This is a genomic window from Ammoniphilus soli (assembly GCF_040813775.1).
In genome coordinates, this window is record NZ_JBEGDL010000026.1 from 1 (window position 1) to 11,569 (window position 11,569).

The 11,569-nt window shown below is 43.8% G+C and carries 6 protein-coding genes and 4 pseudogenes; 2 read left to right on the forward strand and 8 right to left on the reverse strand.

What is annotated here, in order from left to right; genetic code table 11:
• The 5 genes and pseudogenes from ABLT31_RS28985 to ABLT31_RS29005 form a co-directional block, all read right to left on the reverse strand.
• Nucleotides 1–235 (reverse strand): YdbC family protein (locus tag ABLT31_RS28985; RefSeq protein ID WP_367758233.1); only part of this gene is annotated, 235 nt, incomplete at its 3' end.
• Between the two features lie 271 nt (nucleotides 236–506).
• A pseudogene (locus ABLT31_RS28990) lies at nucleotides 507–1,475 on the reverse strand (TSCPD domain-containing protein); the annotation flags it as partial.
• Between the two features lie 311 nt (nucleotides 1,476–1,786).
• A pseudogene (locus tag ABLT31_RS28995) lies at nucleotides 1,787–2,296 on the reverse strand (glycyl radical enzyme family protein); the annotation flags it as partial.
• 359 nt (nucleotides 2,297–2,655) lie between these two features.
• Nucleotides 2,656–3,042: pseudogene (locus tag ABLT31_RS29000) on the reverse strand (adenosylcobalamin-dependent ribonucleoside-diphosphate reductase); the annotation flags it as partial.
• 430 nt (nucleotides 3,043–3,472) lie between these two features.
• A pseudogene (locus ABLT31_RS29005) lies at nucleotides 3,473–4,141 on the reverse strand (adenosylcobalamin-dependent ribonucleoside-diphosphate reductase); the annotation flags it as partial.
• Between the two features lie 205 nt (nucleotides 4,142–4,346).
• On the opposite strand from ABLT31_RS29005, the gene dat reads away from it, so the two are divergent.
• Entirely contained in the window at nucleotides 4,347–5,189 is an 843-nt protein-coding gene (gene dat / locus ABLT31_RS29010; RefSeq protein ID WP_367758235.1) for a D-amino-acid transaminase, read from the forward strand.
• Between the two features lie 61 nt (nucleotides 5,190–5,250).
• Here dat and ABLT31_RS29015 read toward each other — a convergent pair whose 3' ends face one another.
• The gene (locus tag ABLT31_RS29015) at nucleotides 5,251–7,941 is read right to left on the reverse strand and encodes an S-layer homology domain-containing protein (RefSeq protein ID WP_367758237.1); all 2,691 of its coding nucleotides are present in this window, start codon (nucleotides 7,939–7,941) and stop codon (nucleotides 5,251–5,253) included.
• 134 nt (nucleotides 7,942–8,075) lie between these two features.
• A complete protein-coding gene (locus ABLT31_RS29020) occupies nucleotides 8,076–8,915 on the reverse strand; it encodes a lipoate--protein ligase family protein (RefSeq protein WP_367758238.1) in 840 nt (279 codons plus the stop codon).
• 164 nt (nucleotides 8,916–9,079) lie between these two features.
• Here ABLT31_RS29020 and ABLT31_RS29025 point away from each other — a divergent pair, with 164 nt between their 5' ends.
• Nucleotides 9,080–9,910, forward strand: a complete 831-nt coding sequence (locus tag ABLT31_RS29025; RefSeq protein ID WP_367758240.1) for a DMT family transporter — start codon at nucleotides 9,080–9,082, stop codon at nucleotides 9,908–9,910.
• A 387-nt stretch (nucleotides 9,911–10,297) separates the two neighbouring features.
• On the opposite strand, the gene ABLT31_RS29030 is transcribed toward ABLT31_RS29025, so the two are convergent.
• Complete coding sequence (locus ABLT31_RS29030) at nucleotides 10,298–11,563, reverse strand: cation:dicarboxylate symporter family transporter (protein WP_367758242.1); 1,266 nt, start codon at nucleotides 11,561–11,563, stop codon at nucleotides 10,298–10,300.
• Between the last annotated feature and the right edge of the window lie 6 nt (nucleotides 11,564–11,569).

Below are 11,569 nucleotides of genomic sequence, written 5' to 3' on the forward strand. Positions count from 1 at the left end.
CTTTTGTTGTTTCATGATTGTTGTTGATGTTACAGACTTTCGAAATTCGGGTTAATATCTCTTTAAGCTTTTCGAACTCTTCTTTTGAAAGGGTCACTCCTTTACCCATTTTGCTATGATCATCTGACCAGTCGCGAATATCATACTTCGGTTCGCGACCGTTCCAGCTAATCAGATTAAGTTCCTTTTTCCAACCTTTTGACCCCTCAGAAAGGATACCAATTGTTTCACACAATCATAATTTTCAAACTTCTTATATTGTTGAGGATACCTTCTAATTTCAAACATTGTATCAATATTTGTTGGAGCCATACCCATTTATAACGCCTCCACAATAACAAATAATATTTTTCACATTTGTTTTTCAATGTTGAATAAAGTATGCAAATGTAAATAATAAAAAAACGGCATCTCAAAGGTGTGTGGACCTCTAGATGCCGAAATTCCTCTTGACTTTCATTTTGTAATTACAACAACGACGGTTTACATCCGTTCCAGTTTATTTATTATCCGCAGCGGCTATACCCACAATTGGTACAACTCTTACATCCCTCACTATTCACTAAAGAAGCTGCTCCACAAGATGGGCAAATATCCTTTACGCCAAAATCAAAATGATCATCGTCATGGAGATCTTTTTCTTCGATTGCTGCTGCTTCAGTAGCTGCTACGAGTCCATTTGTATCCGTTCCGTCTAAGTGGAGTTCCATAGCTTTAGCTACCGCATCTGCGACAGACTCAACTCGGTTTGCTCCAAATCCGACAGCTCCTGTTCCACCAATACCTTTTAAATGCTTGATGAGTAAACGAGCTTTGTTGCCATCCGGCAGTTCTCCAAAGCGCAAGAACAGTGTGGCTACACGACCGAGTGCCTCAGACATAGCAAATACGTCAGAACCTGCTTTACCTACGTTAACAATAACCTCAAATGGAGCGTGGTTAGAGTCATTGATGGTAATGTAGGCTTTACCTAATGGCGTATTCATTTTATAGGTTGCACCTTGAAGAATTTGTGGACGGCGTTGATATTCCTTTTCCTTCTCCGGTGACTTCACTTTCACTTCTACAACTTGCTGCTTCTTCTCTTCCGGCTTATCCTTCTTTTCTGTGGATAGAACCTGAACGTCACGACTTCCGTCACGGTAGATCGTAACACCTTTACATCCTAATTCGAATGCTAATTCATAAAGATTCTTTGTATCTTCAACTGTAAAGTCATGAGGTGCGTTAGCTGTCTTAGAAATGGAGCTATCCACCCAACGCTGGATGACCGCTTGTACGCGAACATGATCTTCAGCAGATAGATCTTGTGCCGTTACGAAATAGAACGGAAGCTCTTCACCTGGGTGTTCATTTAGCCAGTTTTGAGCAATCGGTACATACTGCTTGTCCATACCTAGACGGCTTTGACGGAAATATTCAAACGCAAAATAAGGCTCGATGCCTGTGCTTGTTCCAACCATGGTCCCTGTACTCACTTTTGTTACTCCCTACATAATGTAGGTGGTGGGACTATTACTACCCACTCCACATGTCGCCATGTGGATCAGACTATATCATCAACCGGTTTAATATTATCATTCCATCTTGAAGTGAGAATTTAAACCGGTGCTCCACGTTTAGTCGTTGAGGGGTCAGCCACGACTTCCCTGCGGATTGCCTGCACCTTTCGATTTTTACCTTTACTTTTGTGTTGGCAAGACACAGGTACGAAAGGATACTCAGGTTTTCCCGCATATAGTGAAGTTTACGCTACGTTCTTGCGAACATAGGGGGCAATACATTTACCCGTAGGGGCCTGGGTGATAACTGTTACGTTGCGAATTCCTTTTTCTTGGATGGCTGTAGCTACTTCTGGATAAGATCCAGCCAGGTTCTTCATAAATCCACTTTGCAGGAATTTCTCGGCATCAAAAGCCCCGAAGGAACCTTTCTCAGCCGCGATTTCGGATGAAGCCAAGTAAGACTCTCTAGCGATAAATCCATAGAGCTTGTCAAGGAATTCAAGCGATTCCGGACTACCGTAGCGGATATTCAACTTAATGAGCAATTCCGCTAGCCCCATGCTTCCCAAGCCAACGCGACGTTCTTTCTTTTGATTCGCTTCATTTTCATCAAAATGATACGGTGTGGTATCAATGACATTGTCTAGGAAGCGTACAGAATAGTTCACGCACATTGCTAGTTCGTCCCACGCGACATCATGATTTCCTTCATCATAGAATTTTGATAGATTCAATGCAGAAAGATTGCAGACACCCCATGCTGGGAGGCCTTGTTCCCCACCTTTATGCGTTAAAGCGTTAGTGTGCTAAACTAACCCTCCTGTGATATTCACAGCTGTATCTTTCGATACAGAACAGACCATATCATGACGGTTATGAACCGCCCCTCCCGCTTCGGCTATCCATTCAGCACTTGATAGCCTACTCTACTCCCTTGTAAAAAGACGGATCTTTTTATGGTTTCGTTGGTCGTTGAACGTTCGCCTTAGGTATTCCCATCCAGTAGGCGCTTCGCTGCTGGTTATCCAATCCCAATGATTTTTACACCTTCACGCTCACTGTTTCCAGTCACGTTGTGGTTCATAGGGCTCTAAGGAACTTCCAGCAATTCAAGAGGTTTTACATCCACTATGGTTTAAGCAACCTTCAATGGATTCGTCGCAATAATTGGATTGAAGTACCAAGAATTGGACATCTGGTTATAGTATTCCATGAATACCACGCCAGGCTCTGCAGATTTCCAAGCAGATTCAATGATGGTGTGCCAGATCTCTCTAGCTTTTACGGTTTTATAAACTCTAACAGCTTTTCCAAGCTCTTTCCACTTTTCTAAGTTACCGTCCCATACTTCATCGTATTCTGGGTCGTTAGTGTCTGGGAAAACAAAATCCCAATCTAAATCTTCTTTTACAGCCTTCATGAAATCATTGCTTACACAAACAGAAAGGTTAGCATTGGTCACTAGACCAGCTGTTTGCTTAATGGTGATGAATTCAAGTACATCTGGGTGCCAGTCCCAGAGCATTAACATTAACGCCAATTATGTTGCGCCGATTCGCTACATCGACTCTCTAAGTCACCTTAGAGTTCAGACCATATCTTACGCTTATTAAGCGTCCCTGCACTTCGGGTTCGCTTGAACCCTACTCTACTCGCTTCCGTATGTAATACGTGCTTTCGATGGTCGTTGAACCTTCCCCATACCCAATGGACTTAGGGGCTTGGCTGCTGATTGTCTTTATCCTTTCATCATTTTTTAGCATTCACGCTTATCGTTTCCGATTACGTTGTAGCTGATGAAACATATGATGCATGTTTTCAACCTTCGCATCATTAGGAACCAGACGTATCTCCTTGATATCATTATACTAGAACAACTGTTCTTATGTAGATTATTACTATCAAGTAGCTCCTATAAAAGACTTCCCAGCAATTCACAGGGTTAAGAGGCATCGTTAACTATTGTTACCTCTGCGACTTCCACCTTGTTCAATCAATCCTGTCGTATAACTAAACAATCCGCCCCAGCTTACAGAACCGCTGGAGGATCCATTTACGCCCTTAACGAGAGCTCGTCTTGGACGAAGGGAGGAAAGGTTGATTCCTACACCGCCGCCACGGGACATGATTTCAGTCATCTCGGTTAAGGTGTTCATGATTCCGCCACGGCTATCGTGCGGTGAAGGAATAACATAGCAGTTAAAGAGCGTTAGCTCATCGTTGGTGCCTGCACCAGCTGCAATTCGTCCGCCGGGTACAAGCTTCCAGTCATCCAATAAGTATCTGAATTTATTTTCCCATTCATCTTGTTTTTCAGGTGTTTGTTCGCAACGGGACATCGTCTTGGCTAGTCTGTCCCACATTTTATCTGGAGTCTCTTCAAGAGTTCTAATCATTCGTTCAGGAATGGTAACGATCTCTTCCCCGCTGCGCAATTTTACGGTAACATCGTTGCCTTTGCGCTTCGTGACCACGCCGACTTCTTTTTGAGGGAACTTCGGATCATCCTTCGTTAAGCAAATGACGGTATCCCCAACAGTCACATGATCTGGATCAAGATCTTTCATCGCATAGCGGTCTAGGAAAATCTTTTCGCTTAGACCATCCAAGCGATACGTTTTCTTCGTTAATTCCATCCTTAGTCCTCCAATTATATTAAATTGACCTATCTCTATGATGTTTGATAAAGTAGTGATGCGCAGGTATAGTTAAAGATAACATATGCCTTCATTTCATTCAATATCTTGACAAGGTATTTGTGTGCTCACACTATATATTGTGCGTTTTGCGGAAAATGTGAAGAAAGATAGTTCTTACTATTCAAATTTCCATTGAGGAAGGATGAACCGCCCCATGATCTTGTATAACGATAGGCTAGTTGACCGGGAAGAGGTACGGATTGATATTGAAGACAGGGGGTATCAATTCGGAGACGGTGTCTACGAGGTAGTTAGCATTTATGGAGGACAAATCTTCAGACTACAAGAACATCTTGATCGTTTTGAATATAGTGCGAATCAAATTGGGATTACCTTACCTGTATCCTTAGAGAACTTGAAAGAGAATCTACATAAGTTAATGGAAGTACACGAGCTTAAAAATGGACAAATTTATTTTCAAGTGACGCGTGGCTATGCGCCGCGAAATCATCCCTTTCCTGATCCGGCCCATCCAGTCCTGACCGGGTATGTTACCCGCAAACCGCGTCCTGTGGAACTGATGGAAAAGGGCGTCTCGGTCATCGTCACAGAAGACATCCGCTGGCTACGATGCGATATTAAAAGTCTGAACCTGCTGGGTAGCGTGCTGGCCAAGCAAAAAGCTGCAGAACAAGGCGGCTACGAGGCTATCCAACACCGTGACGGCATTGTGACCGAGGGAAGTGCCTCCAATTTATTTATGGTACGTGATGGAAAGCTGTACACGCATCCTCTGGGTAACCTTATCCTTGGGGGAATCACAAGAATTGTCGTTTTAGAAATTGCCAAGAAGCTTAATATAGAAGTTGTAGAAACTCCATTTACGCTAGAGGACCTAGCGCAAGCCGATGAGCTTTTCCTGACCAGTACGACCTCTGAGATCATGCCCATCGTGACGATAGACGGTAAACCGGTTAAGAACGGGATTCGTGGATCGGTAACGAAGCAACTTCAAGAAGAGTTTAACAGTCTCATCCAGGTATAACTCAAAGAAAAGGGCACCAAAGCAATCGCTTTGGTGCCCTTCTTCTATTAATGAATCTTTTCTAATTCACTTTATTGACTTCGTACACTAAATCGTCTAGGCGATACATTTCAATTTTATCATTTCGCTTCAAGGAATCAAGCGTTACGCCAGTATTGCCCGAACGGACAAATAGCTCTGGAGCATATTTATAGCTCTTGACTCCTTCAATGACATAAACGAAATTAGGATCCTTATAATAGAATTCGCCTGTGATTTTCTCCATCTTCAGCAGTCGCTTCTTGCCTCCTGCCCAAGCATTCACCTGAATTCGGTCGTTTACAGCTAAGTTGCTTAGTTGAGTATATTGGCTTGTCTTATACTTAATGACATCACCAGTCTCAAAGGTTAGATTCACGGTCGTTCCATCGTTCTTCAACACTGTAAACTGTTTGGTTGTGGTATTGATGTTGGTCACCATACCCTTATAGCTCGGCAGGACCTCTACCGCCTCCAAGTCATCTCCGATATAAGTAGCCTTGATCGTATCGCCTTCCTTAATATCAGCGAATTTTGGAGTGGTTTTGCCTGGTATGGTAAGATCTACCCCAGCGTTCAAGTAGAAGCTGTATTCATCTTCATCTTCATCCTCAGCATAGAACTTCTTGCTGCTCTCATAAAGATCCGTTACTACGTAAATATAATCTCTGCGAACATCAATTTCCGTAATCCTATTGGTGCTATCGAGCTTCACGCTGACGTAATCATTTCTCTCGATGTCGGATAAATCCTCTCCGCTCTCATGGCGAATCGTCACGTCATAGTCACTCGTCACATAGTAAGGAACTTGATCTCCATTCGCTAAGGCTAGGGTGAGGATGCGACGGTCTGCATCTACACGCACCACGGTTCCTTCCACGCGGTTATCGACTTCCAAATATACGATCTTATCTTCATATAATTGAAGGGCAGCTCGCATATCCTTCTTCACGTCGTCTAGCGAGTTGCGATAGCTTCCGTTAATGTAAAGCTCATACGTGGTACTAAACTCATACGGCTGATAGGACTTCTTGCCATCCTTTTCGAATTCAAGAATGATCGTTTTGTTCGCTTTGTCCAGGGAATAAACTTTCCCTCTAATTAAATCGTTATCTTCTGCATCGCTGCTCGTTTGAGAACGGTTCGTTATATCCAATGAAGTGATCGTTCCGTCGGTGCCGATTAAACTGACAATCTGGTCACCCGCTTTGATTTCAGAAGCTCCGGATGCGGTCTGGCCTTGAAGCTTAATGGTAGCAGTAGGAGCTAGTTTATAAACGCTTGGACGTTGGCTGTCCTTACCCTGTACTGTGACATAGGCTTGGTCTTGCGAAATCGAAATAACGGTTCCTTCTTCAATGATCGTTTTCACATTAATCTCCGTAACCACGGAGTCTTGCAGTTTCACTTCTACTTCCATTCCCTTTCGCAGACCATTCAATCCTGCTAAGCGCTGATCCGGATAGGAAACTGCAGCATTAGGAGCAATGGAATAAACTTTTACCGAAGTGCCGTTTTGAATGGTCAATAGCTTATTCGTTGCATCTACTTCATAGATGTTTCCAGTGCTGCTAAGATCCGCTTGTCCAAGCACTCGGTAAATCTTGATTACTTTTCCCCCGATCACGGAAATTTCAATGGTATCATTTACCGCTAGATCATTAATAGATCGAACGGTGCCATCTTTGGATCCGAAGCTTACTTGATCCACCAATTGATAAGTTTTCAGCCCCTCGGTAGTTGTTACGGCAATCGTCTTGAACTCTTCAACGACCTTCGATAACGTTCCCGTAATGGTTTCTTGAACGGCGGCTTCATCTAAAATCTCGATCATTCCCGCCGTTGTCGTACCAGCTGTTCCAAAAACGACAGTCACAGGCTGGAATCGAGCAAGGGAGGAAAGACTTACCTTTAGGTTATCCTTAAACACGTGAGTATCTGAAGTTACCAGTACCTTTTGTTGACCATTGGAGGTCTCAAGCAAAAGCTCATCACTGGTATAGGATAAAATCTGTCCTTGCACTTCATTTCCAACGGTCTCCGGAAGGAACTTCTCGGCTAAGCTGACCAACACAGCGAATTGCGCTCGGGTTACGGCTTGCTTTGGCTTGAAGCTAAAGCTGCCATTCGCATTTTCAAATCCTTTGATCAGCAGGAATTCATCGGATGCCGCTAACTTGACATAGTTGCTGGCCCAATCCGCGATATTGTTACGGTCCGTAAATGCGCTTGGCGCACTTTCATATAACACCGCTTCGGCTTCCTTCTCGATCATGCGGACAAGAAGCTGGGCCACCCATTGGCGGGAAGCTTCATACATCAGCTTTCCTTTCACTTCTGGGTCATCGATTTTCAGCAATCCTTCTTGATGGGCCACGGAAATATATCCCTTTGCCCAGGCGGAGACTTCATTGGCTTGTCCATACAAAGCCGAATAGTCTGTCCCTGTATAAGACTCAGCTTGAGCCTTCAAGCCCATGGTCCGAAGAGCCATAGCAAGGGCTTGTTCTTTACTTACCTTTTGGTCTGGGAGAAATCGGCCATCATTCGTTCCCTCTATCAGTCCCTTAAGGGACATCTTGGTAATGTGCTGCAATGCCCAATTATGCTTGGCATTGACATCGCTGAATTTCTTTCCTTGTGCATTGGCTGTCAGCGGTGTGGCAAACAACAGGCCAATGATAAGGCAAAAAGATAATATGCTGGAAATACTTTGTCTGAACTTTCTACTCATGCTGTTATTCTCCTCTCCCTATGTAAAATTTTCCTTTAACGGCGGACACAGAAAAAGAGGGAAGGTTTTTCCCTCTTTTTACCTTTCGACACCATCCTCCAAATTCCTCTTCTAGAAGAAAAATTTGCCGAACTTTATCTCTTAAAGGTCCATTCCCCATTGCTGTAACGCTCGAGGGCCAACTGCTCCGCCAGTTCGTACTCTTCTCTGGTTAACTCGCTGGGGATAAGCTCAATCTCCAAGCCCGCTGCAAATCCTCGATAAAAAGCTTCTCTTGCTTCTTCTAAGCTTACTTTTCTGGAGCTTAATTGATTGATGGCAACTGCTTTTTCCAAAAACGATGCTTTCATTCGTTCCTTAACCCGTTCAGATGAAAACTTTAAGACGTCAAAGAGCATGTCTACATCGAAGTCCAACAAAATGGATCCATGCTGAAGGATGGTTCCCCTTTGCCTGGTTTGAGCACTGCCTGCCACCTTTTTTCCTTCCACCACCAATTCATACCAGGATGGAGAATCAAAGCACGCCGATGACCCTAAGGAGGCGTACTTTGCCTTTTCTTCCTCTGAAGTGAGCGAAACCATTTCCGCATGCAAGCCTAGAAACTGAAAACCTTTGAGCAAGCCGTTGCTGATTACCCGATAGGCTTCTGTCACCTGCGACGGCATGTCAGGATAGCTCTCCGATACAACCACACTGTAAGTCAGTTCCTGATCATGAAGTACCGCTCTGCCTCCCGTAGGACGGCGCACGAAACCCAGTCCGTATCGTTTAACCGCCTCAAGATCGATTTCCTTCTCCGCCTTCTGAAAATAGCCAATCGATAAAGCAGACGGTTCCCAAGTATAAAATCTTACCGCAGGAGCGGTTTTTCCTTGACTATGAATGGTCAGCAGGGCTTCATCGATCGCCATGTTCATGGCCGGTGACATGGCACCCGTATCGATAAACCGCCATTGCACTTTTTCCTTCATGGGATACTCCTCTCAATCTTTCTTTTCTTCCTTTCTACTGTAGCACGAGCACCGAAATGGAAGCAAAGCACTTTTCCTAGTTTTATGTCGGTTCTTGTAGGATTAAGTTATAATTGGCATGAACAAATAGAAAACTAAACACTATCCAGAAAGGGTCCAGTTCTATGTGGCTACTGGCAGCTTTAACGACGGCCGTCTGCTTTGGAATCAATAATACCATTTTCAAGTGGAGTTCTACTCGCCACTTGTCAAAGGTAAACATTCAGTTCTTTTTCTACGTTTCTGCTTTTCTTATCACATTACTTTATGGCATCTATACGGATGAATTGCATCCTACCCTAATTTCTCTCCCATTGGGGGCTCTCATTGGCATCCTGAATGCGAATGGAAATATACAAATGTCGAGTGCCTTTGAAAAAGGGCCCGCCAGTCTAACCTCAGCTTTGATCGCAGCCAACTCGATTTTTCCGGTCCTCTCTGCGGGATTCATCTTTCATGAACAAATTCGGCCTGTTCACTGGGCAGGGATTAGCATCATGATGCTCGCTGTGATTGTTATTCAATATAAACCAGGATCCAAAGAGAATACCCATTATGGTCCTTGGCTGTTAAGGGTTATGCTAGCTGTTCTTTCATTCGGCATTCTGGGTATTTTAATGAAGACATCTTCTTACCTGCACATTCATCCGCTGGATGTCCTGGTCACGATGTACGGTGGCGGAAGTCTCTTTCTAGCTATGCGCTTAAGTAAAAAAGCTATGAAAATAAAAGAAGCCAAGATCGGTTCCTTCGTCGGGCTGCTCAGTGTCATGGGCTTCAGCTGTTATCTATATGCTCTGAAATCAGGTGTCGCCAGTATTGTTTTTCCGGTGATCAGCTTAAACTGTCTTATTGTTATCCTGGCAGGATATTTTATTTTCAAAGAAAGATTAAAGTATTACCAAGTAGTCGGCATTTTTGCCGCTCTGGTTGGCCTTGTATTGACCAAGCTCTAGATCATAAATGTTGTTGAAGAGGGTGCCAACGGAAAATCTCCGTTTGGACATCCTCTTTTTTTCTGTAGGCTCTGTTATTATTGGCTGTTGATTTTTTAGCAATAGGCTCCGTATTGAATGGACATAGGAGTCGTTATTTCTCCTAAAAACGCTGCAAGGGATTTTTATCGGACATGGAGTTCATTATTTGCTCAATAAAAGCGTAAGGGAGGTGTTTATTAACAAAAATAAAGGAATTCATGTCCGTTCGACTTCAATCCACAGAGATTTTAACTCCATTAACGTACCTGATGTCCGCAATGTAATTAAGATGGACAAAATCAACAATGAAATTTAACAGAGCCTTTCTGCAAAAAAAGAACCGGGGGATATCCCGGTTCCTGTCTATTACGCAGCTTTTTGAATGGATTGTATATATTGCTTTCCTTTTTTCGCGTCATACTCCCCTTCCCACTTGGACATGACGATGGCCGCAAGGGAGTTGCCGATCACATTAACAACCGTTCTGGCCATATCCAAGATTCGGTCAATACCGGCAATGAACGCCAGACCTTCGAGAGGAATTCCAACGGAGCCTAATGTGGCCAGTAGCACCACAAACGAAACACCCGGTACCCCGGCAATTCCCTTCGATGTTATCATCAGTACCAGAAGCAAGGTAACCTGTTGCCCGATACTCATATCAATTCCATACATCTGGGCAATAAATATGGCCGCAAGGGCTTGATACAGCGTGGACCCATCGAGATTAAAGGAATATCCTGTTGGGATAACGAAGGATGTGACGGCTTTTGGACAGCCGAACTTCTCCATTTTCTCCATAATTTTAGGAAGAACAGTCTCGGAACTCGCCGTTGAATAGGCTAAGATCAATTCGTCCTTCAAGATCCTGATTAGAGACAAAATGCTTGTCCCTGCCATTTTTGCAATTCCGCCTAACACGACAATCACGAAAAAGATCATTGCGCCATAAACCGTAATCACTAATTTTCCAAGCGGAATTAAGGATTCCACCCCAAACTTGGAAACTGTTACACCAATCAGGGCAAATACGCCAAATGGAGCAAACTTCATAATTTGATTCGTCACCCAGAACATGGCATCCGCAACACCGTGGAAGAAGGCCAAAACCGGCTTTCCCTTTTCACCGATGGCTGCAAGTCCCAATCCGAACATAACAGAGAAGAAAATAATAGCAAGCATATCGCCGTTCGCCATCGACTGAATGATATTGGTTGGGACGATATTGACAAAAGTATCTGCGAAGCTATGGCTTACAGCAGATTCCGTTGTATCCACATATTTCTGGATATCGCCTTTTTCCAATTTGGTCATGTCGATTCCAGCACCCGGCTGAAAAACATTTGCAGCCAATAAGCCGATCACAATGGCGATGGTTGTTACGATTTCAAAGTATAGGATCGTTTTTCCGCCAAGCTTCCCGAGCTTCTTCATATCGCCGGTTCCTGCAACGCCGATCACAAGTGTAGCGATGACGATCGGAACGACAATCATTTTAATCAATCGAATAAATACATCTCCAATCGGCTTTAAGTAACTCTCTATCATTGGATTGCCGAAAAAGATCGCACCAACAATGATACCGAGAATCAAACCGACAAGGATTTGAAAGGCTAATCCAAACTTTTTCATCTTGTC

Excerpts from the sequence above, each read along its gene's own strand:
- dat (WP_367758235.1), top strand. The coding sequence starts at position 4,347 with ATGAACCGCCCCATGATCTTGTATAACGATAGGCTAGTTGACCGGGAA.
- ABLT31_RS29025 (WP_367758240.1), top strand. The coding sequence starts at position 9,080 with ATGTGGCTACTGGCAGCTTTAACGACGGCCGTCTGCTTTGGAATCAAT.
- ABLT31_RS29015 (WP_367758237.1), bottom strand. The coding sequence starts at position 7,941 with ATGAGTAGAAAGTTCAGACAAAGTATTTCCAGCATATTATCTTTTTGC.
- ABLT31_RS29030 (WP_367758242.1), bottom strand. The coding sequence starts at position 11,563 with ATGAAAAAGTTTGGATTAGCCTTTCAAATCCTTGTCGGTTTGATTCTC.
- ABLT31_RS29020 (WP_367758238.1), bottom strand. The coding sequence starts at position 8,915 with ATGAAGGAAAAAGTGCAATGGCGGTTTATCGATACGGGTGCCATGTCA.